Genomic DNA, 19,729 nt, shown 5'->3' on the forward strand with positions numbered 1-19,729 from the left:
GGCTTGCCCGGGCCGGTCGCGCGGCGCCGGACTTTGGTCACTGGCTCCGCCTTGAGGCGCGGCTAGCCTGCGGTCTGCTTCGAAAGGGAGACACCCCATGCACCTGCTGCGAATCAACGCGGACTGGGCCCGGCAGATCGCGACGCTGCGCGACGCGACCACCGAGGAAACCCACCTGATCCGCTTCGACAACGGCTTCTACCGCATCTGCCGGCCCGGCCACGGGCAGTTCCAGGTGCTGCTCAAGCCCGGCGACGACAAGACCGGCAACGCGCCCGGCGTGCGGCTGACGCTGCAGGAGAAGGACCTCTACGTGGCCGACATCGACGGCCGCCGCTTCGAGCGCTACGCCAGCACGCTGGACCAGATGCAGCCGACCGCCAGCGGGCTCGACGCCGCGGTGCGGCGGCTGCCGCAGGCGAACGGGGAGGAGCTGTTCCGGCTGCAGTCGCTGATCGTCTTCTGCATCGCCGAGTCGCTGCGCAGCGACCAGGTCGCCACCGCCGTGGGGCAGATGATCCTCAGCTCCACCGCCGGGCTGCTGGGCGTCGGGCCGACGCTGCCGACGCCGCGCCTGCTCGAGCAGGCCCGGTGCTGGGGCCAGGCGAGCAACGCCGTCCACGCGGCGCTCTCGCCGGAGGCGCGGGCCATCGTCGTCAAGCGCCGGACCGAGCTGACGCCGCAGCAGCGGCAGTTCAGCGAGCGCGTGGACATGGGGCGCATCGAAGCCGCGCTGCAGGAGCGGGCGAGGGCGGTGAAGGTGCTCAAGCGGCCTGATTGATCCCGCGCCGGCGCCCGTTTGGGCGCATGGCGTGCAATGGGCCGGCACGGCGTCGGACTCCCCGCGCCTCGCCCAGCGGCGCGGCGGGAGCGGGTAGAGTCGCCGCCATCGTTCACCCCCGCCCGCCGCCGTCGCGTCCGCTTCGGCCCCGTGGGCGATGCCACGAGGACCCGCCATGACGACGCCTTCCTATCCCGATGTCCGCCTGCTGATCGCCAACGAATGGGTCGATGCGGCCGGCGGCAAGACCATCGACGTGCGCAACCCGGCCACCGGTGCCGTCATCGGCAAGGTCGCCCATGCCGGCCAGGTCGACCTGGACCGCGCGCTCGAAGCTGCCCGCAAGGGCTTCGAGGCCTGGCGCCAGGTGTCGGCCCACGAGCGCGCCGCCACCATGCGCCGCGCCGCCGCGCTGCTGCGCGAACGCGCGGCCGACATCGCCCGGCTGCTGACCCAGGAGCAAGGCAAGCCGGTGGCCGAGGCCAAGGTCGAGGTGCTGGCCGGCGCCGACATCATCGAGTGGTTCGCCGACGAAGGCCGCCGCGTCTATGGACGCATCGTGCCGTCGCGCAACCTGGCGGCGCAGCAGCTGGTGCTGAAGGAACCGGTCGGTCCGGTGGCCGCCTTCACGCCGTGGAACTTCCCGGTCAACCAGATCGTGCGCAAGCTTGGCGCGGCGCTGGCCACCGGATGCTCCTTCCTCGTGAAGGCGCCCGAGGAGACGCCCGCGTCGCCGGCTGCGCTGCTCCAGACCTTCGTCGACGCCGGCGTGCCGCCCGGCACCGTCGGGCTCGTCTTCGGCGATCCGGCCGAGATCTCCAGCTACCTCATTCCCCACCCGGTCATCCGCAAGGTCACCTTCACCGGATCGACACCGGTGGGCAAGCAGCTGGCGGCGCTGGCCGGCGCCCACATGAAGCGGGTGACGATGGAACTGGGCGGTCATGCGCCGGTGATCGTGGCGGAGGACGCCGATGTCGCGCTGGCGGTCAAGGCCGCCGGCGGCGCGAAGTTCCGCAACGCGGGACAGGTCTGCATCTCGCCGACGCGCTTCCTGGTCCACAACAGCCTGAAGGACGAGTTCACCGCCGCGATGGTCAAGCACGCGCAGGGACTCAAGCTCGGCGACGGCCTCGCCGAAGGCACGACGCTCGGGCCCCTGGCGAACGAGCGGCGCGTCGTCGCGATGTCCAAGATCGTCGCCGAGGCGCGAGAGCGCGGCGCCAAGATCGCCACCGGCGGGGAGCGCGTCGGGACGGCGGGCAACTTCTTCGCGCCCACCATCCTGGCGGACGTGCCGCTGGACGCCTCGGTCTTCAACGATGAGCCCTTCGGGCCGATCGCGGCGATTCGCGGCTTCGACACGCTCGAGGACGCCATCGCGGAAGCCAACCGGCTGCCCTTCGGCCTGGCCGGTTATGCCTTCACCAAGTCGATCAAGAACGCCCATCTGCTCGCGCAGCGCGTCGAGGTCGGGATGCTCTGGATCAACCAGCCGGCCACGCCGTCCGCCGAGATGCCCTTCGGTGGCGTCAAGGATTCGGGCTACGGGTCGGAAGGCGGCCCCGAGGCGCTCGAGGCCTACCTGAACACCAAGGCGGTGTCGCTGCTCGGCGTCTGAGGACCTTCCCGCCAGGTCTCGCAGCGGTCGGCCGGCACTCTCCGGCCGGCCATGACCGCCACGCCGGATGAACGGCGGGAGGAGTCAACGGCTCCTTGGATGCGGGGACTGCTGCCCGTGAGCGCGTATTTGGCCCGGCGTGAGGCGCCTCAGGCTTGAACGGACGCGGCGGCATGATCCCTGGCCTCGAACCTGCCAGGGCTTGCGGTGACGTCCACCACCCAGAGCAGCTGGCTCAGCGCCCGGTTGGAGGCCCAGTCGTCTTCAAACCGCTGAATCAGCGTCGACGCCTCGCTCCAGCGGTCCATCGAGAAGCCCCAGACCGTGAACCAGAGGTGGCGGCGGCCCGTGTCGACGTCGTGGTAGACGGCAACGCTGATCTGCCGATCGCCGACGTGTCGGATCAACAGCTGCATGAGCGCTTCCAGCTCGACGCGCGAGAACTCGTGGTACCTCCCGAGATGCCACGCCAGGATGTCCTCGTGGTCCGGCGTGCCGCGCAGCGCCTGCAGGTTGTAGGGCCACTCTTTGGGCGAGCACGGATCCCGGGAGGGACAGAACTCGTAGGGCGACTGTCCCTTGCTGTAGACCCACACCGTCCCGGGCCGAGGCCCGGTTCGATCACTCTGCTGCGCGCTCAAATGCGGCGCCTCCCTGCACTCGACTTGCTTCAACATCGCTACTGCCTTTCGCCGTCATCGACCCCATGCCGGTGGAAGGTGCCCATTCTCGAAATCGAGGCCGGTTTCGCCATGACTCAAACTGGTTCTCGAGGGGGGAGAGAAGAGGGGCCACCTTCTGGGGGAAGCCCGGGTGGGGCGCGATTCGCGTCGGCGATCAAGCCACCCAGCGCGGCCACCACACCGTGATCACGCCCTGCAGGCAGATCCACCCCCAAAGGAGCACCACCGATTCGCGAGTGGCGTGCTGGCGGGGGCGGACCAGGCCGCTGGCGATGCGCACGCCGTAGTACAGCGCCAGCAGCGCCGCCACCACGATCTGCAGCCCTTGCAGCGCGTGCAGCGCGGCCAGCGTGCCCGTCCAAGCGTCCAGCGTCGGGGGGCGGTCGGCAGGCCATGCCGACTTCAATCCGGCGTGGAAGGCCCATGCCGCCAGGGCGAACGCGGGCAGCAGCAACGCGCTTCGCCAGGCCGGCACGGGCGTGCGCCAGGCGCCGCGGCCGGTCCATGCCATCAGCAGCGCGCTGAGCACGAAGCCCAGTGTCTGCAGCCAGAGCGCGTCGACGCCCGCCAGGCCGACCCCGGGCGGCGGGCAGACATCCAGGCGCATCGCGACATGCAGGTGCGCGAAGGCCATCGACGCGAAGATCGTCGCCTCCACCACGATCAGGATCACCACGCCCCAGAACGACGGCGACTGCCAGCCCGATGCGCCCAGTGGCAGCAGCACGCCGTCCGCCGCCTGCGCGTCCTCGGCGGCCGGCGCCCGGTCCGTCTGCCACAGCCAGGCCCAGATCGCCACCAGCGCGAGCACGCCGCCCGCCACCGTCCCGCCCACCTGCTTGACGGTCATCAGCAGGAAGAAGGCCGCCGTGCCGATCGCGGCCAGCAAGGGCCACAGGCTGTCGCCGGCCAGCACGACCACGCGCAGCGGGTGGGCCCGGACCGGGCTGGTGATCAAGGTCTCCCGGCCACCGGTCACCGTGCCGGGCAGCCAGTGCGCACCGGCCTCGACCTCCTCATGCAGCTCGGGCCGGTGCCACAGCGGCTCGTGATGCTCGACATGCGGAATGCTGCGGGTGCCGTAGGCCTCGCTCGGCAGCCACTCCAGCGTCGACGAGCGCCAGGGGTCGTTGTGCGATTGCTCCGGGCCGCGCTGGCTGCGGACCAGGTCGACGACGAACAGCAGCACCCCCGCCGCGATGACGACCGCGCCGATCGACGACAGCAGGTTGGGCACGTCCAGCCCCAGGCCCGCCGGATAGGTGTGGACGCGGCGCGGCATGCCCAGCATGCCTGCCAGGTGCATCGGGAAGAAGGTCAGGTGGAAGCCGCCGAAGACGAGCCCGAAGACCCAGCGGCCGGCCCGCTCCGACAGCGCGCGCCCCTTCCACAGCGGCATCCAGTGGTAGAGCGCCGCGAACATCGGCAGCACCATGCCGCCGATCAGCACGTAATGGAAATGCGCGACCACGAAGTAGGTGTCATGGACCTGCCAGTCGATCGGCAGCAGCGCCAGCATCACGCCGGTGAGCCCGCCCAGCACGAAGGTCACCAGGAAGCCGACCAGGAACCAGGTCGCCGTCGTCCACCTCAGGCGGCCGCGCCACAGCGTCCCGATCCACGCGAAGATCTGCAGCGCCCCGGGGATCGCGATCGCGACGCTGAAGATCGACACCAGGCTCAGCCCCAGCCCGCCCAGCCCCGCGGTGAACATGTGGTGCAGCCAGAGCAGGAAGCTGACCGCGCCGATGGCGATCAGCGCCGCGGTGACCGCATGCCGGCCGATCAGCGAGGTCCTCGCCAGCGCCGGCACCATGGTCGACACCAGCCCCGCCGCCGGCAGGAAGATGATGTAGACCTCCGGGTGGCCGAAGAACCAGAACAGGTGCTGCCACAGCAGCGGATCGCCGCCCCGCGTCGCGTCGAAGATCGGCCAGTCGAAGGCCCGCTCGAGCTCCAGCAGCGCCGTGCCGGCGATCACCGCCGGGAAGGCCAGCACGATCATCAGCCCCACCACCAGCATCGCCCAGGCATAGACCGGCATGCGGCCCAGGCTCATGCCGGGTGCTCGCGTCATCAGGATGCCGGTGATCAGCTCGATGGCGCCGGCGATGGCGGAGATCTCGATGAAGCCGATGCCCAGCAGCCAGAAGTCGGCGTTCAGGCCTGGCGAGTAGCGCGAGCCGCTCAGCGGCGGATACATGAACCAGCCCGAGTCCGGCGCCAGCTGCCAGAACAGCGTGGCGTAGAAGGCCAGCCCGCCGATCGCGTACATCCAGTAGGAATAAGCCGACAGGCGCGGGAAGGGCAGGTCGCGCGCGCCCAACATGTTGGGCAGCAGGTAGACGGCGATCGCCTCCACCATGGGCACGGCGAAGAGGAACATCATCACCGTGCCATGCATGGTGAACAGCTGCTGGAACAGCGGCGCGTCGATCAGCGTCTGCGACGGGGCGGCCAGTTGCGCCCGCATCAGCAGCGCCAGCACGCCGCCCAGCAGCAGGAAGACGAAGGCCGTCGCGATGTAGAGCTTGCCGATGAAGACGTTGTTGACGCTGCCGACGACGCGCCAGCCCGACGGCCGCGTCCAGGCGGCGCGCAGCCGCTCCAGCTCGCCGGCCGGACGGGGAAGGCGGTTGTCGGGCCGCGTCTCGTGCAGCGCGGGTGACGCTGCCGCCGCTGTTGCCGTCGGCGGCGCGGACGGGGCGGGCGCGTCGGCCGTGTCCGTCATGGCGTCAGGGCGACCAGGGGCCGCTCGGTCCCGGCGCCGCCGGGCGGCGGTCCGGCGAGGTACTCGACCAGCGCATCGACCTCGTCCGCCCGCAGGTGCCGGTAGCTCGGCATCCGCGCGCCGGGCTTGACCTGCTGCACGTCGGCGATCCATTGGCGCAGCGCCGTGCGGGGATCACCCAGCGGATCGCGGTTGCGCAGCGCGCCCGCGCCCAGCCACAGCCGACTCGCCACATGGGTGAGGTCCGGCCCCAGCGGCGGACGATCCGGCGCGCCCGTGGCGTCCGGTGCGGTCGAGGCGGTGGCCGGCCCACCGCCGCCGCGCACCGCGTGGCAGGCGATGCAGCCCTGGTCGCGGAACAGCGCCGCGCCGCGCAAGGCCGCGCGCGAGACCGGTGGCGGCGCCGCGTCGGACTGGGCGCGCCGCCAGCGTTCGAAGTCCGCCGGCGGCATCGCGACGACCTGCAGCACCATTGCCGCATGCTGCGTGCCGCAGTACTCGGAGCACGGCCCGCGGTACACGCCGGGACGATCGGCGGTGAAGGTCAGGCGGTTGAGCCGCCCGGGCACCAGATCCACCTTGCCGCCCAGCGCCGGCACCCAGTAGCTGTGGATGACGTCGTCCGAGGCCAGCGTCAGCGCGACCGGTCGCCCGACCGGCACCCGCAGCTCGTTGGCGGCGGCGAAGCCGGGGACGCCGTGCTCCGGCGAATAGACCAGCGACCACCACCACAGGTGACCGGTCACGGTCACGCGCAATGCGCCGGCGGGGGCCGGCTCGTCGAGGCCGCGCGCGCGGCGCTCGCCGTGCAGCAGCAGGCCGCCGAAGACCAGCACCGGCAGCACCAGCCCGCCGCCCCAGAGCCAGAACGCGGTGGCCACCGGCCGGCGCCCCTTCCACCAGAGCGCCGCCGCGAGGCAGCCCATCGCCAGGACCAAGGCCAGGGCGCAGACGCCCAGCGCCGTGTGCATGACCTCCGCCAGCGCCCGCGCCTCGGGACCGGCCGGCCGGAGCATGCCGCCCGCGCTCATTGCAGCGACAGCAGGTAGCCGGCGATGTCGCGCGCGTCGCGCTCGGACAGGCCGAGCCGCGGCATCGTCGTGCCCGGCAGCATCCCGGGCGGGTCCAGCAGCCAGCGCTGCAGGGTTTCCGGCGTGTTGGGCAGCTGCCCGGCGATGTAGCTGCGCCGGCCGAAGCGCGCCAGCTCCGGCGCGCGCTGCGCGCCGCCGGGCACGCCCGGCACGGCATGGCAGCTGCCGCACTGGTAATGCGCCATCAGCGTGCGCCCGCGCGCCAGGTCCGCCGTGTCGACCTGCCAGCGTCGCAGCGGCTCGTCCGGGGCGGGGCCGCAGCCGGTCAATCCAAGCACCAGCAGGACCGCCGACGCGGGGGCGGACAGGCGGGCGGCGAGCCGGGCGAACGCGCAGCCGATGCGAAGCCCGGCTTGGCGCCCGGCGAGCGGCCGGAGCCGGCACGCCACGTCCGGCTCGGACCCGTGGGCGACGACCGGCACGGACAGCGGTGCGCCGTCACACGCGCTCACGGACAGGGCGGGGGAAGGAGGGCAAGGGCGCTGCATGCGCGCTCCCCGGCACACGAAGTGCCTGCCCGGGCAGGGGTCCGGCATCGCGCTTGCCTCGCTGCCGCCATGAGCGATCCGCCGCGCCGTCTCTCCCCCGCGAAAGCCGCCGGGTCGGCCCTGGCCGTGGCGGCGGCGCTCGCTCTGGCCGGCGCCGCCGCCTTCGTCGGGCTCGGCATTTACGACGTATCGGCGACGGGGCCGCATCTGCAGCCGGTGCATTCCTTGCTGGAATTCGCGCTCAAGCGGGCGGTGCAGCGGCGGGCGGAGGCGCACCCGCCGCCGCCCGACCTGCTGACCCGCGAGCGCGTGATGCAGGGGGCCGCCTGCTTCCGCGAGCACTGCGTCACCTGCCACGGCGCGCCCGGCGTCGCGCCGGAACCCTTCGCGCTGGGCATGCAGCCGGTGCCCAGCTCGCTGATCGAAGCCACCCGGCACTGGCGCCGCCAGGACCTGTACTGGATCACCCGCAACGGCATCAAGATGAGCGGCATGCCGGCCTGGGAGTACCGCCTCGACGACGGCGAGCTCTGGTCGGTGGTCGCCTTCCTCGACGCGCTGCCGCTGATGACGCCGGACCAGTACCGGGCCTTGGTCGGAACAGGGCAGGGCGACGCCTCGCGCAGCGGCGTCGCGGCCGCCCCCGCCCTCGGCGCCGCCCTGGCCCCTGCGTCCACGCGGCGCTGCGGGGCGCTGGTCGAGGCGCCGGCGCCGCTGACGCCGGCGCTCTCCAACGCCGAACTCGCCCAGCGAGCGTTCCGTCAGCACGGCTGCACCGCCTGCCATGCGATTCCCGGCGTCGTTGGTCCGGACACCTCGAACGGGCCGCGGCTCAGCGGCCTGGCGGGCCGGGACCGCATCGGCGGCAAGGCCTTTCCGACCGAGGACGGCCTGGCCGCGTGGATCCGCGATCCCCAGGCGATCGACGCCCACACCGCCATGCCCACGCTGGGCATCAGCGAGACGCAGGCGCGGCTGATGGCGCGCTACCTGCTGGCCCACTGACGCGCGCGGCTCTCGCCGCCGGCCTCGGTTGCCCGCCCTCGTTGCCGGCTCTCGCTGCCGAGCGTCACTTCTCCAGGATGAAGGACCCGATCACCAGCGCATCCAGCGGGGTGCTGAAGAAGGCCTCGAGCGCCGCCTTGGGCGTGCCCACGATCGGCTCGCCGCGCACGTTGAACGAGGTGTTCACCAGCACCGGCACGCCGGTGCGCTCGCCCACGGCCTGGAGCAGATCGTGGAAGACCGGGTTGGTGGCGGCGTCCACCGTCTGCACGCGCGCGGTCCGGTCGGTGTGCAAGGCCGACGGGATGCGCTCACCGCGTCCGGGCTTGACGTTGTAGACGAAGAGCATGAACGGCGACTCGCCGCCGTTGGCGTCGGCCGGCTCGAACCAGTCGGCCAGGTCCTCGCGATTGACCGCGGGCGCCACCGGCCGGAAGTCCTCCCGGTCCTTGAGCTCGTTGAGCCGCGCCTGCATCGCCGGATCGACCGGCGAGGCCAGCAGCGAGCGCGCCCCCAGCGCGCGCGGCCCGAACTCCATCCGGCCCTGGAACCAGCCGATGATCTTGTTCCCGGCCAGCAGCGCGGCGGTCTCGGCCGCCACGTTCTCGGCCTTGCGATAACGCAGCTGCGCCCACTGCAGCAGCGCCTCGATCTCCTCGTCCGAATAGGCCGGGCCGAGGTAGGCATGGTCCATCTGCCAGCGGCGCTCGGCCAGCAGGACGGTGCCGTCGGTCGACGTGTCCGTCCCGCGGTCCGCCTGGCCGGAGCGCGCGAGCGCGTCCACCCACAGCGCCGCGCCCAGCGCGGTGCCGGCGTCGCCGGCGGCCGGCTGCACCCAGACCTCGCGGAAGATGCCCGCGTCGCGCAGCCGCGAGTTCATGACGCAGTTCAGGGCCACGCCGCCCGCCATCGCCAGCCGGTCCTCGCCGGTGCGCTCGCGCAGCCAGACCGCCAGCCGCAGCGCCGTCTCCTCCAGCACGTCCTGCAGCGAGGCCGCCAGGTCGAGGTAGGCCTCGCCCATCGCCGATCCCGGCACCCGCGCCGGGCCGAAACGCGCCGTCAGGTCCAGCGGCAGCGTGCGGTACTGGCCGTCGGCGTCCACCACCAGGTGCTCGCGCAGCAGGTCCGCATACCGCGGCGTGCCCAGCGCGGCCATGGCCATGACCTTGTACTCGTCGCTCGAATGCAGGAAGCCCAGGTGCGAGGTCACCCGCTCGTACAGCAGCCCCAGCGAATGCGGCACATGGACCTCGCCCAGCGCCTCGTAGCGGTGGTCGCGGTAGCGGCCATAGCATGTGCTGGCCTGCTCGCCGCGGCCGTCCAGGGTCATCACCGCGCAGCTCGAGAACGGCGCGGCGAGGAAGGCGCTGGCCTGGTGGCACAGGTGATGCGGTACGAAATGCCAGCGGTAGGGCGCATCGGCATGCCGCACCCCCGCGAAGCGCTTGCGCAGGTGATGCGGCACCGCGTCGGTCAGCAGCCGCGGCGCGCTCATCACATAGGCGGCGAACAGCGGGTCCCACGGGTTCTCCCAGGGCCCGGCCTCGAAGTCCGATGGCTGCAGCGGCAGGGTGAACCGGCCGTCCGGCGCGCGGTCGCCGAGGAAGCGCCGCGGATCGAAGCTGTAGGCCACATGCGCCAGATCGCCGAGCGTCGCGCCGGCCTCCTTCAGGCAGAAGTCGATCGCGTGATAAGGCAGCTCCCAGGCCGTGAAGGGCACCGGCCGCTTGCCGTGCTTCACCCGCGTGAAGCGTTCCTCTTCGGCCGCCGCGATCACTTCGCCGTCGACCATCAGGGCCGCGGCCGAGTCGTGGAAGCTCGCATTGATGCCCAGCGTCAGCAGGCGTCGGGGGGAAGTCGCAGTCATGGAAGCTCCGTGAGGGTTGAGGGCGAAGGGATGAAGGGGCGGAATCGATGCGGCCGGTGGGGCGGGCGAAGAGGGCGAAGAGGGCGAAGAGGGTGGCGACCAGCTGAAGAGGGCCGCGCTCAGGCGGGCACTCTCGCGAGGTCATGCAGCGTCCGCACCAGTTCCTCGGGCACGACCGGCTTGGCCAGGTGGCGCTGGAAGCCGGCGACCAGTGCGCGCAGCCGGTCCTCGGGCTGCGCCATGCCGGTGAGCGCGATGGCCGGCAGGCGCCGGCCCAGCGGCACCTCGCGCCGCGCCTCCAGGTCGCGCAGCGCGCGCACCACCGCATGGCCGTCTTCCGGCCCGAGCGCGATGTCGCAGACCAGGACATGCGGCCACGCGTCGGGCGGGCGCTCGGCCAGGCGTCGCAGCGCCTCGTGGCCGGTGGTCAGGCGCTCGGTCCGCGCGCCGTCGTGCTCCAGCAGCGCGCCCAGCGAATCGAGCGCGTCCTCGTCGTCGTCCACGCACATCACGTTCAGGCCGGCCAGGGGATGCTCGTCCAGGCCGAACACCGTCTCCAGCGCCGTCTCCTCGCGGTCGAGCGCGGCCTGCGCCAGCGCGGGCGGCGCGGCGCGCAGCTCGTCCTCGGACAGGCGAGCCTCGGCCAGCGCCGGCAGCGGGAAGTCGACGACGTACTGCTGGAAGCCGGCCTCCACGTCTCGATCGATCGCCAGGTGACCGCCAGCCTCGCCGACCAGCGAGCGCAGCTCCAGCGTGTCCGGCGGGCCGACGCCCGGATCGAGGCGGCCGTGGAAGCCGACCGTCAACTGGCTGCTCCGGTCCACGCGCCGCAGCCGGCCTTCCATGCGGCCGCGGGTGGCGCCGCGCAGCGCCAGCAGGCACATCAGCTGCACGATGCGCGCGATGCGGCTGGCGTCGCCATGGACGCTGGCGACGTTCAGATCGACATCGGTGAAGACATCGATGTCGGCGTCGGCCACCGTGTCGCGCAGGCCGTCCAGGCTCAGCACCAGCAGGCCGGCCACGTTGACCGGGTGCTGCGCGATGCGCCGCTCCAGTGTTTCGGCCTGCTGCTGCTGGCGCTGCAGCTCCCAGAGCTGCGCATAGAGCCCGCGGCGTTCGAGCAGCTCCTCATGGCGGCCGCGCTCGACGATCTCGCCGCGGTCCATCACGATGATCTGGTCCGCGTCGACCACCGTCGACAGGCGGTGGGCGATGATCAGCGAGGTGCGGTCGCGCGCGACCTCGTCCAGTGCGCCCTGGATCGCGCGCTCGGCCTTGGTGTCCAGCGCCGAGGTCGCTTCGTCGAGCACGACGATGGGCGGATTCTTCAGGAACGCGCGCGCGATGGCGATGCGCTGCTTCTCGCCGCCGGACAGCCGCGCGCCCCGTTCGCCGACGCGGGTCTCGTAGCCCTCGGGCAGCAGGCTGATGAACTCGTCGGCCTGCGCGGCCCGCGCCGCCGCGACGATCGCGGCGTGATCGGCCTCGGGCCGGCCGTAGCCGATGTTGTAGGCGATGGTGTCGTTGAACAGCACCGGGTCCTGCGGCACCACGCCGATCGCCTGCCGCAGGCTCTGCTGCGTCAGCCCGGTGAGCGGATGGCCGCCGATGCTGACCTCGCCGCTGTCCGGGTCGTACATCCGCATCAAGAGGCGCGCCAACGTGGACTTGCCCGACCCGCTGCTGCCCACCACCGCGAAGGTCTGGCCGTGCGGCACCTCCAGCGTCAGGCCCTTGAGGATCTGCCGCTGGCGGTCGTAGCCGAAGCGCACGTCGTCGAAGCGCAGCGTCGTGTCGCCGGGCGGCAGTGGCCGCGCGCCGGGGGCGTCGACGATGTCGGGTTCTCGTCCCAGCAGCGCGAACAGCACCTCGGTGTTGAGCAGCGCGTCGCGCGTTTCCCGGAACACGAAGCCCAGCGTGTTCAGCGGCAGGAAGACCTGGATCAGGTAGGCGTTGACCATGACCAGGTCGCCGATGCTCATCCGCCCCGCGACGGTGTCGATGCCGGCGAGCAGCATCACGGCGCCGACCCCGACCGCGATGATCGCCGCCTGGCCCAGGTGCAGGGCCGACAGCGTCCGCTGGCTGCCGACGCTGCCCTCGACCCACTGCGCCAGCACGCTGCCGTAGCGGTCCCGCTCGCTGTCCTCGCGGCCATGGGTTTTCACCGCTTCATAGTTCAGCAGCGTGTCGACCAGCAGGCCGTGCGCGCGCGAGTCGTACTCGTTCATCACGCGCTGGCGCGCGACGCGGGCGCGCGTCATCCAGCCGGTCCAGACGCTGTACGCCGCCATGCTGCCCGCGATGATCAGCACGAACTTGGCGCCGTAGCCGCTGAGGATGATCACCAGCACCGCGCCGAACTCGACCGCCGTCGGCACCACGGTGAACACGCCCGCGCCCAGCAGGTAGCCCAGGCCATCGGTGCCGCGCTCGACCTCGCGCACCAGCGACCCGGTGTTGCGCTGCGCATGGAAGCGCGGGCTCATCGCCAGCAGGTGGGCGAAGGCCCGTTCCGAGAAGCTGCTGACCACCTGCTTGCCCACGCGCGCGAAGGCCAGGTCGCGCAGCTCGGTGAACAGCGTGCTCGCGTAGCGCAGCAGCGCGTATCCCAGCAGCAGCCAGACCGGCACGCTGAGTCCGACCGCGAGCGCGGCGCCGGCCGAGGCGCCGGCCGCGGCCGGCTGCGCCGGCGTGAGGTGGTCGACGATGGCCTTGAGCATCGCCGGCACGCCCACCGCCGCGAGCTTGGAGAGGATCAGCAGCGACAGCGCGAGCAGCGTGCGGCCGCGCCAGCGCCACAGCGCGCGCGCCAGTCCGAGGAAGACCTGGCGCGTCGGCGAAGGGGCGGGGAGTTGCGCCGCCGGAGCGGCGGAGGCGGCGGGAGCGGAAGTGGCGTCCATCGGCGACCTCTTCGCAAGCGGGATGCCCGGGATCTCGCGGCCACGCAGAAGCTAGCGGTACGGCATCGCCGCGATCCCCGTGTCCATCGGCAATTCCGTCCGCATCGCAGACGGCAAGCGCTTCGGCAAAAGCAGCGTTGGCAAGTGCGATGCGAAGCGCTGTGCGCTGTCGCACGCAAGCGAGCGACGGTCCCACGAAGCAGCGACTCCAGCAGCGCTTCGACGTGACCAACGCTGTACGGAAACGTCTCGGGACGCGGGCTTGCCGAAGCGTTGCTCACGACCATCCGCAGAGACCCTCCATGCCACAGCAGCCCCACCTCCTCGTGTTCTCGCATCTGCGCTGGGACTTCGTGTTCCAACGCCCGCAGCATCTGATGACGCGGCTCGCGAACGACTACCGCGTCATCTTCATCGAGGAGCCGCAGCACGACCCGGCGGGACCGCCGCGCGTGGAGTCGCGTCGCGTCGGACCCGGCGGCGCGATCGAGGTGCTGGTGCCGGTCACGCCGGTGGCGGCCCCCGGCTTCGACGATGCGCAGCTGCCGCTGCTGCTGCCGCTGATCGAACGCGAACTGGCCCAGCGGGAGGTGCGCGACTACGCCGTCTGGATGTACACGCCGATGGCCCTGCCTTTGATCGCCGGCATGCAGCCTCGCGCGCTGGTGTACGACTGCATGGACGAGCTGTCCGCGTTCAAGCACGCGCCGGCGCAGCTGCGGCAGCGCGAGAGCGCGCTGATGGCCTCGGCCGACCTGGTGCTGTGTGGCGGCCCGGCGCTGTACGCGGCACGGCATGGCCAGCATCCCGAGCTGCACTGCCTGCCCAGCGCCGTCGACGCGGCCCATTTCGCGCCGCCGCGCACCGCGCCGGACGACCCGCTGGCGCTGCGCGCCGAGGCGGTGCAAGGCCACATTCCGCGGCCGCGCCTGGGCTTCTTCGGCGTGATCGACGAGCGCATGGACCTCGCGCTGGTCGATGCGATCGCGGCGGCCCGACCGGACTGGCAACTGGCCATGGTCGGGCCGGTGGTGAAGATTTCCGAGGCCGACCTGCCGCGTCGGCCCAACCTCCACTGGCTGGGCATGCAGCGCTACGAGCTGCTGCCGCACCTGCTCGCCGGCTGGGATGTCTGCCTGATGCCGTTCGCGCTGAACGAGTCCACCCGCTTCATCAGTCCGACCAAGACGCTGGAGTACCTGGCCGGCGGCAAGCCGGTCGTGAGCACGCCGATCCGCGACGTGGTCGGCCTGTACGGCGACGTGGTCCGCATCGGGCACGACGCGCCGGAGTTCGTCGCGGCCTGCGAGGAGCTGCTGCAGGAGGACATCGCGTCGCGCGAGTACTGGCATGGCAGCGCGGCGGCCGTGGTCGCGGCGGCGTCGTGGGACGCCGCCGCGGGGCGCGCGCGCGACTGGCTGGCGGCGGTCCTGCGCCCGGTGGCCCCCGGCGCGCCTGTCATCGGCGCCTCGCTGCGCGCGGCCTGAGGGACGCCCGCCATGATCATCGACGCGCATCTTCACTGCACCGGCCGGGAAACGACCGACGACGTGCTGCGCACGCTGGACGAAGCCGGCATCGACGTCGGCGTGCTGCTCGCGCCCTTCCTCGGGGACGGCTACTCGCTGGACGACGCGGCCTCGCTGCGTCGCGCCAACGAGCACCTGGCCCGGCTGGTGCGCCACCATCCCGATCGCCTCGTCGGTTTCGCGGTGGTGGATCCCCGTCATCCCGACGCACCCGACGACCTGCGGCATGCGATCGAGGACCTCGGGCTGCGGGGCTGCAAGATGGTGCCGACCGGCTGGTACCCCTACGAGGAACGGGTGCAGCCGGTCTTCGCGGTCGCCAACGAGCATGCGCTGCCGCTGCTCTTCCACAGCGGGATCTTCATCGACGGCCGCTCCGGCCGCTTCTGCCGGCCGACCTATTTCGAGGCCCTGCGCGACCACCCCCGCACCCGGGTCGCGCTGGCCCATATGGGCTGGCCCTGGACCGACGAGGCGCTGGCCGTCGCCCTGATCGACCGCATCCACGGCGTGCCGCATGAGCGCGCGCAGTTCCGGCTGGACATCTCCTTCGGGCCGCCGCCGCCGTACCGGCGCGAGGTGCTGACGCGGATGCTGGACGTGCTGGGCGCCGGCTCGCTGCAGTTCGGCAGCGACTGCTTCCTGCCTTGTTCCGGCGCGCATGTGCGCGAGCGCAAGCAGTGGGTGGTCGATCTCATGGACGAGCTGGACCTGGGCGCCGACACGCGAGAGCGCATGTGGAGCGGCACCGCCGCCGCATGGCTCGGACTGCCGGCCACGGCCGGGACCCACGCCGGCGCCCACGCCAGCACCCACGCCGGCTCCAACTCGGACCGTCCGCACGCGGGCCTGCTGGCAGGAACGGGCGGCGGCGGTGGTGGCGGTGGCGACTACGCGCCGCGCCCGTGGCGGCCGGTGTGCTGCTGAGGCCGTCGCCGACCCTGAGCGCCGCTCCTTCTCTTCCTCCACTTCGCTTCGTCACCATGGACCTTCCCTCGGACAGTCCCGTGCGCCCGGTGCCGCCGTCGCCGGCCACCCCCGCGCCCCTGCATGTGCTGGAGGTCGTCGGCAACGGCATCGTCGGCGGCATGGAACGCTGCGTGGAGCGGCTGGTGGCCGGGCTGGGCGGCACCGGCGACTTCCGCTTCACCGTGCTGTGCCCGTCGGAGGGCGACTTCGCGGAACGCATCCGCGCGGTCGGCGGCGGGATCGGCGTCGTCCCGATGCCCGAGGACCCGCCCTGGTCCTCGATCCAGATGGTGGCCGCGATGATCGCGGCGGAGCGGGTGGACCTGGTCCATGCGCACCTGCCCAATGCGCACCTGCTGGCAGGGCTGGCGGCGCGGCTCGCCGGGGTGCCGGCGATGACGACCATCCACGGCCGGCAGGTGATCCTGCCCGACCTGGAGATCCATCGGCTGGTCGGCAGCCATCTGAGCGTCGTCTGCCGCCAGAGCTATTACCACGCGCTCGGACTCGGCGTCGATCGCGGCCGCCTGAGCCTGGAACCCAATGGCGTGGACGTCGAGGCCTTCCGCCCCGGCCCGAGACCGGGCGACGGCCTGCGCGCGACGCTGGGCCTCGCGCCGGAGGCGCTGCTTGCCGGCTTCGTCGGCCGGCTGTCGCCGGAGAAGGCGCCCGAGGTCTTCGTGCGCGCGGCGGCGTTGTTGCTGCAGCGCTTGCCGGACGCGCATGCGGTGCTGGTCGGCGAGGGACCGATGAAGACGCAGCTGCGCGACGCGATCGCGGCGCAGGGCCTGGGGGCGCGCATCCATGTGATGGGCGGCGTCGACGACGTTCGCCCGGTCTTCCACGACCTCGACCTGCTGGTGTCCAGCTCCAACTCCGAGGCGATGCCACTGGCGCTGATGGAGGGCATGGCCAGCGGTCTGCCGGTCGTGGCGACGCGCGTCGGCGGGGTGCCGGAGATCGTCGCGCACGGTAGCACCGGCTGGCTGGTGGCGCCGCGCGACTACGAAGACCTGGCCGGCCGCATGCACCAGACGCTGACGCTGCATGAGCTGCGGCAGCGCATGGGGCAGGCCGCGCGGACGCGGATGGAGCGGCATCACCGGCTCGATGAGGCGCTGCAGCGGCTGGCCGAGCGGATGCGCCTCCTCGCGCGGCCGGCCGCCGCCGCCCCATCGGCGCTGACGGTCGCGCGCGAGCCGCGCATGGCCGGCGGCACTGTCGGCGGCCGAAAGACCCGATGAACACGAGCCTGTCGCCACGTCGGGACAGCGGCCGTGCGAAACCCCGTCCAAACGGACGGCATGTCATTTGCCTTTCCAGAAGCGAATGCGAACAGCAGGAGCAGTCATGATCGAAGCCCCCTTGAGAGTCGCGCTGATCAGCGAACACGCCTCGCCGCTGGCCCAGCAGGGCGGCGTCGACGCTGGCGGTCAGAACGTCTACGTGTCCCATGTGGCGGCGGCGCTGGCGCGGCGCGGCCACCATGTGGACGTGCTCACCCGGCGCGACCAGCGCGCGCTGCCCACGGCCGTCGACATGCGGCCGGGCGTGCGGGTGCTCCACATCGATGCCGGGCCGCCGGAGTTCGTGCCCAAGGAGCAGCTGCTGCCCTACATGCGGGCCTTCGGCAGCGAGGCGTTGCGGCTGATGCGCCGCAGCCTGCGCTACGACGTGGTGCATGCGAATTTCTTCATGTCGGGCGTCGTGGGGCTGCGGCTGCAGCGCCAGCTGAACCTCCCGCTGGTGCAGACCTTCCACGCGCTGGGCGCGGTGCGGCGCCTGCATCAGAAGGACGCCGACAAGTTCCCGGCCGAGCGCATCGATCTGGAGCGGCGCATCGCCTGCGAGGCCGATTGCGTCATCGCCGAGTGCCCGCAGGATGCGGCCGACCTGGTCGCCCACTGCGGCGCGCCCGCCGACCGCATCGCGCAGGTGCCCTGCGGCGTGGACCTGGAGGAGTTCGGCCCGGGCGACAAGCTGCAGGCCCGTCGACGGCTGCATCTGCGCGAGGACGAGTTCATCGTGCTGCAGCTCGGCCGCCTGGTGCCGCGCAAGGGCGTGGACAACGTGATCCGCGCGGTGGCGCATCTGCACCGCATGCCGGAGCGGCGGCCGTGGCGGCTGCTGGTGGTCGGTGGTGAATCGACGCAGCCCGACGAGACCCGCACGCCGGAGATCGGACGGCTGCGCGGCATCGCGCGCGAGGCCGGCATCGAGGACCGCGTCACCTTCGTCGGCCGGCGTGACCGCGACCAGCTGCGCGACTACTACCTGGCCGCCGATGTCTTCGTGACGACGCCGTGGTACGAGCCCTTCGGCATCACGCCGCTGGAGGCCATGGCCTGCGCCACGCCGGTGATCGGGGCGGCGGTGGGCGGCATCCAGCACACCGTCGTGGACGGGCTCACCGGTTATCTGGTCCCGCCCGAGGACCCCGAGCTGCTGGCGCTGCGGCTCGACGACCTGCGCCGCCATCCCGAGATCGCCCGGCTGATGGGGCGCGCGGGGCTGCAGCGCGTGCAGCGCGAGTTCACCTGGGACGGCGTCGCCTTCAAGCTGGCCGGCGTCTACGCCCAGGTCGCCGCGCGGCGGGCGATGCAGGGCAGCTCGTCGATCCGGCTGCTGGCCGCGGCGGCCGGCCAGGCCGGTGCGGGGGCGGCGGTGCGGCACCTGGCGCGGCCGCACCTGGCCGCCGTCGGCGCGACGGACGCGGGCCATGCTGAGGTCGTCGCCATGCCGCTGGCCAATTCGGGAGGCCAGGGATGACGGTGGGGGCCGCCGCCGAGGCCCAGGCCGAACGTGTCGCCCGATGGCGCCAGGCGCGCCGCGTCCTGCTGATCCGGCTGGACAACCTCGGCGACGTGCTGATGACGACGCCGGCGCTGGCGGCGGTGCGCGAGTCGCTGCCCGAAGCCCAGCTGACGCTGCTGGCCGCGCCGTCGATGGCGGCGCTGGCGCCGCATCTGCCGGAGGTGGACCGCATCGTCGGCTTCCATGCGCCGTGGATGAAGGCCGGCGCCGACGCGTTGGCGGCTGGCGGTCTGCCGGCGGGGCGGGCGGAGCGCCAGGCCCTCGCGCAATGGGCCGACGAGGACTATGACGCGGCCATCATCTTCACCGTCTGCACGCAGAGCGTCTTTCCGGCGGCGACGATGTGCCGGCTCGCCGGCATTCCCCGGGTGCTGGGCCATGCCCGCGAGCGCGCCTATGGCCTGCTGAGCGACGAGATCCCCGATCGCGACGAGGTCGGCGACGGCATGCGCCATGAGGTCCGCCGCCAACTGGACCTGGTGGGCGCGGTGGGCCTGCGCACGCGCGATGAGCGCCTGCGCTTTCGCGTGCTCGAAGGCGACCGCGAGGCGGTCCGTCAGCGCCTGGTCGCGGCGGGCGTGGGACCGCGCCAGCCCTTCGTCGTCGTGCATCCGGGCGCCAGCGCGCCGTCGCGGCGTTATCCGGCCGACCGCCTGGGCGAATCCGCCGGCCTGCTGCGGCAGGCGATGGCGGCGAGCACCGGCGCGAGCGGCGCGGGCGGCCCGGGCGATGGCCCGCCCGCGATCGTCGTGTGCGGCGGGCTGGGCGAGGAGTCGCTGGTCCAGGAGACGGTCCGGGCGCTGGCCGCGGCGGACCTGCCGGCCTCGACCGCCCGGGGCCTGGTGCTCTCGCCGCGGGTGTCGGGCGTCGGTGAACTCGCGGCGTTGATCGCCGAGGCCGACCTGCTGATCGGCAACAACAGCGGCCCGGTCCACCTCGCGGCCGCGGTCGGCACGCCGGTCGTGGACCTGTACGCGTTGACGAATCCGCAGCACACGCCGTGGCTGGTGCCGTCGCGCGTGCTGTTCCGCGACGTGCCGTGCCGCTTCTGCCAAAAGAGCCTGTGCCCCGAAGGCCACCACCGCTGCCTGAGCGGCGTGTCGCCGCGCGAGGTCGCGGCCGCGGCGATCGCCTTGATGCCAGCGCGGTTCGCGGCGATCGTGCCGCCACCGCAGCCGGCGCTGGGGGAGGCCGCATGAGCGCGGTCCTGCCAGAGCGAGGCGCGGCCGCGGCGGACGCGTTGG

At 72.5% G+C, this 19,729-nt stretch carries 14 protein-coding genes; 8 read left to right on the forward strand and 6 right to left on the reverse strand.

Features of this window, described 5'->3' with window-relative positions; genetic code table 11:
- Nucleotides 1-97: 97 nt before the first annotated feature.
- On the forward strand, nt 98-781 hold the full coding sequence (locus tag BM393_RS09345; protein WP_091724502.1) for a hypothetical protein: 684 nt from the start codon (nt 98-100) through the stop codon (nt 779-781).
- A 175-nt stretch (nt 782-956) separates the two neighbouring features.
- Nucleotides 957-2,402 (forward strand): NAD-dependent succinate-semialdehyde dehydrogenase, encoded by a 1,446-nt coding sequence (locus BM393_RS09350; RefSeq protein ID WP_091724503.1) that lies wholly within the window; start codon nt 957-959, stop codon nt 2,400-2,402.
- A 149-nt stretch (nt 2,403-2,551) separates the two neighbouring features.
- On the opposite strand, the gene BM393_RS09355 is transcribed toward BM393_RS09350, so the two are convergent.
- From BM393_RS09355 to BM393_RS25670, 4 genes are all read right to left on the reverse strand, one after another.
- Nucleotides 2,552-3,079: a hypothetical protein gene (locus tag BM393_RS09355; protein WP_091724504.1), complete on the reverse strand. Its 528-nt coding sequence runs from the start codon at nt 3,077-3,079 to the stop codon at nt 2,552-2,554.
- A 160-nt stretch (nt 3,080-3,239) separates the two neighbouring features.
- On the reverse strand, nt 3,240-5,816 hold the full coding sequence (locus tag BM393_RS09360) for a cbb3-type cytochrome c oxidase subunit I (RefSeq protein WP_091724505.1): 2,577 nt from the start codon (nt 5,814-5,816) through the stop codon (nt 3,240-3,242).
- Nucleotides 5,813-6,832: a cytochrome c oxidase subunit II gene (gene coxB / locus BM393_RS09365; RefSeq protein ID WP_175538255.1), complete on the reverse strand. Its 1,020-nt coding sequence runs from the start codon at nt 6,830-6,832 to the stop codon at nt 5,813-5,815. The genes BM393_RS09360 and coxB overlap by 4 nt, the downstream gene beginning before the upstream one ends.
- An 11-nt stretch (nt 6,833-6,843) precedes the next feature.
- Complete coding sequence (locus tag BM393_RS25670; RefSeq protein ID WP_254783303.1) at nt 6,844-7,359, reverse strand: cytochrome c family protein; 516 nt, start codon at nt 7,357-7,359, stop codon at nt 6,844-6,846.
- A 105-nt stretch (nt 7,360-7,464) separates the two neighbouring features.
- Between BM393_RS25670 and BM393_RS25675 the strand changes: the two genes are divergently transcribed.
- A complete protein-coding gene (locus BM393_RS25675) occupies nt 7,465-8,400 on the forward strand; it encodes a c-type cytochrome (RefSeq protein ID WP_175538257.1) in 936 nt (311 codons plus the stop codon).
- 64 nt (nt 8,401-8,464) lie between these two features.
- On the opposite strand, the gene BM393_RS09375 is transcribed toward BM393_RS25675, so the two are convergent.
- Both BM393_RS09375 and BM393_RS09380 read right to left on the reverse strand, forming a co-directional pair.
- Nucleotides 8,465-10,267, reverse strand: coding sequence for a carbamoyltransferase C-terminal domain-containing protein (locus tag BM393_RS09375; protein WP_091724508.1), 1,803 nt, complete (start codon nt 10,265-10,267; stop codon nt 8,465-8,467).
- Between the two features lie 119 nt (nt 10,268-10,386).
- Nucleotides 10,387-13,173 (reverse strand): ATP-binding cassette domain-containing protein, encoded by a 2,787-nt coding sequence (locus tag BM393_RS09380; protein ID WP_091724509.1) that lies wholly within the window; start codon nt 13,171-13,173, stop codon nt 10,387-10,389.
- Nucleotides 13,174-13,475: 302 nt separating this feature from the next.
- Here BM393_RS09380 and BM393_RS09385 point away from each other — a divergent pair, with 302 nt between their 5' ends.
- From BM393_RS09385 to BM393_RS09405, 5 genes are all read left to right on the forward strand, one after another.
- Nucleotides 13,476-14,660, forward strand: a complete 1,185-nt coding sequence (locus BM393_RS09385; RefSeq protein WP_091724510.1) for a glycosyltransferase — start codon at nt 13,476-13,478, stop codon at nt 14,658-14,660.
- A gap of 12 nt (nt 14,661-14,672) precedes the next feature.
- On the forward strand, nt 14,673-15,629 hold the full coding sequence (locus BM393_RS09390) for an amidohydrolase family protein (protein WP_091724511.1): 957 nt from the start codon (nt 14,673-14,675) through the stop codon (nt 15,627-15,629).
- A gap of 56 nt (nt 15,630-15,685) precedes the next feature.
- Entirely contained in the window at nt 15,686-16,915 is a 1,230-nt protein-coding gene (locus tag BM393_RS09395) for a glycosyltransferase family 4 protein (RefSeq protein WP_175538258.1), read from the forward strand.
- A gap of 106 nt (nt 16,916-17,021) precedes the next feature.
- The gene (locus tag BM393_RS09400) at nt 17,022-18,440 is read left to right on the forward strand and encodes a glycosyltransferase family 1 protein (RefSeq protein WP_254783305.1); all 1,419 of its coding nucleotides are present in this window, start codon (nt 17,022-17,024) and stop codon (nt 18,438-18,440) included.
- The gene (locus BM393_RS09405; protein ID WP_091724514.1) at nt 18,437-19,684 is read left to right on the forward strand and encodes a glycosyltransferase family 9 protein; all 1,248 of its coding nucleotides are present in this window, start codon (nt 18,437-18,439) and stop codon (nt 19,682-19,684) included. Before BM393_RS09400 ends, BM393_RS09405 begins: the two co-directional genes overlap by 4 nt.
- Nucleotides 19,685-19,729: the final 45 nt, after the last annotated feature.

The organism is Mitsuaria sp. PDC51 (genome assembly GCF_900113225.1).
Lineage (GTDB): Bacteria > Pseudomonadota > Gammaproteobacteria > Burkholderiales > Burkholderiaceae_C > Roseateles.

What these genes read in the sequence shown, in the direction of transcription:
- BM393_RS09385 (WP_091724510.1), top strand. Translation starts at nt 13,476, where the DNA reads ATGCCACAGCAGCCCCACCTCCTCGTGTTCTCGCATCTGCGCTGGGAC.
- BM393_RS09400 (WP_254783305.1), top strand. Translation starts at nt 17,022, where the DNA reads ATGATCGAAGCCCCCTTGAGAGTCGCGCTGATCAGCGAACACGCCTCG.
- coxB (WP_175538255.1), bottom strand. Translation starts at nt 6,832, where the DNA reads ATGCTCCGGCCGGCCGGTCCCGAGGCGCGGGCGCTGGCGGAGGTCATG.
- BM393_RS09345 (WP_091724502.1), top strand. Translation starts at nt 98, where the DNA reads ATGCACCTGCTGCGAATCAACGCGGACTGGGCCCGGCAGATCGCGACG.
- BM393_RS09355 (WP_091724504.1), bottom strand. Translation starts at nt 3,079, where the DNA reads ATGTTGAAGCAAGTCGAGTGCAGGGAGGCGCCGCATTTGAGCGCGCAG.
- BM393_RS25675 (WP_175538257.1), top strand. Translation starts at nt 7,465, where the DNA reads ATGAGCGATCCGCCGCGCCGTCTCTCCCCCGCGAAAGCCGCCGGGTCG.
- BM393_RS09360 (WP_091724505.1), bottom strand. Translation starts at nt 5,816, where the DNA reads ATGACGGACACGGCCGACGCGCCCGCCCCGTCCGCGCCGCCGACGGCA.
- BM393_RS09405 (WP_091724514.1), top strand. Translation starts at nt 18,437, where the DNA reads ATGACGGTGGGGGCCGCCGCCGAGGCCCAGGCCGAACGTGTCGCCCGA.
- BM393_RS09395 (WP_175538258.1), top strand. Translation starts at nt 15,686, where the DNA reads ATGGACCTTCCCTCGGACAGTCCCGTGCGCCCGGTGCCGCCGTCGCCG.
- BM393_RS09375 (WP_091724508.1), bottom strand. Translation starts at nt 10,267, where the DNA reads ATGACTGCGACTTCCCCCCGACGCCTGCTGACGCTGGGCATCAATGCG.
- BM393_RS09380 (WP_091724509.1), bottom strand. Translation starts at nt 13,173, where the DNA reads ATGGACGCCACTTCCGCTCCCGCCGCCTCCGCCGCTCCGGCGGCGCAA.
- BM393_RS09390 (WP_091724511.1), top strand. Translation starts at nt 14,673, where the DNA reads ATGATCATCGACGCGCATCTTCACTGCACCGGCCGGGAAACGACCGAC.
- BM393_RS09350 (WP_091724503.1), top strand. Translation starts at nt 957, where the DNA reads ATGACGACGCCTTCCTATCCCGATGTCCGCCTGCTGATCGCCAACGAA.